Annotated in this window: 2 protein-coding genes; one reads left to right on the top strand and one right to left on the bottom strand. The window is 73.6% G+C overall.

Annotated features, from left to right (window positions below; genetic code table 11):
• The coding region (locus AC1DRF_RS31295; RefSeq protein ID WP_477742739.1) for a lysylphosphatidylglycerol synthase domain-containing protein at nucleotides 1–355 on the top strand (355 nt) is incomplete at its 5' end.
• Here the strand turns inward: AC1DRF_RS31295 and AC1DRF_RS31290 are convergent.
• Nucleotides 352–637: hypothetical protein (locus tag AC1DRF_RS31290; RefSeq protein ID WP_477742738.1), on the bottom strand; the 286-nt coding region annotated here is incomplete at its 5' end. The genes AC1DRF_RS31295 and AC1DRF_RS31290 overlap by 4 nt on opposite strands.

Here is a 637-nt window from a genome sequence, read left to right as displayed (position 1 = left end):
CGGCGATCATGGGCTCGTCGCGCGCAGCACGGCGCTGGCCATCCTGACGCAGGGGCTGGTCATCGGCATCTACGTGCTCCTGGCGCGGGATCTCGGCCTGTCGCTGCCGGCCGCCGAACTCGTCGCCGCGGTGGTGATCGCGAATCTCGCCACGCTGGTGCCGATTTCGCTCGCCGGGCTCGGCGTGCGGGAAGCGGGACTGACCTTCCTGCTCGCACAGCATCCGGGTGTCGGGCCCGATCGCGCGATCGCGCTGTCGTTGGCGGCGATGGCCGTGCTGTTGCTCGCCGCGCTGGCCGGTGCACTGCTCGAAGCCCGGCACGCGGTGTCGGCGGCCGCGCGCCTGGGTCGTTAATCGCAGCGCGCGCGCAACACGCCCAGGACGGGCCCCGCGCGCCCCGCGCGCACGATGAACTCCGCGCCCGGCGCGACCCACTGTCCCGTTTTTGCATGGCCGCGTGCGGGGCCCTGGGCGAACAACGTCGCCTTCGCCGCCCCTGGCGCGCGGACTTCGATGGCGACGCCTTGCGCGGTGCCGTGCCAGGCGATCGTCGCCACCTGCGCGGTGCCTGCGCTGCAAAGCGCGGTCGTGTCGTATGCGAGGCTCGCCTCGCCGCCACCGGCGAGGGCCACCGTC

The organism is Priestia sp. P5_B4 (assembly GCF_056400385.1).
Note: the sequence above shows the minus strand (reverse complement) of the source record. Positions and strands in the feature narration are given on the sequence as shown.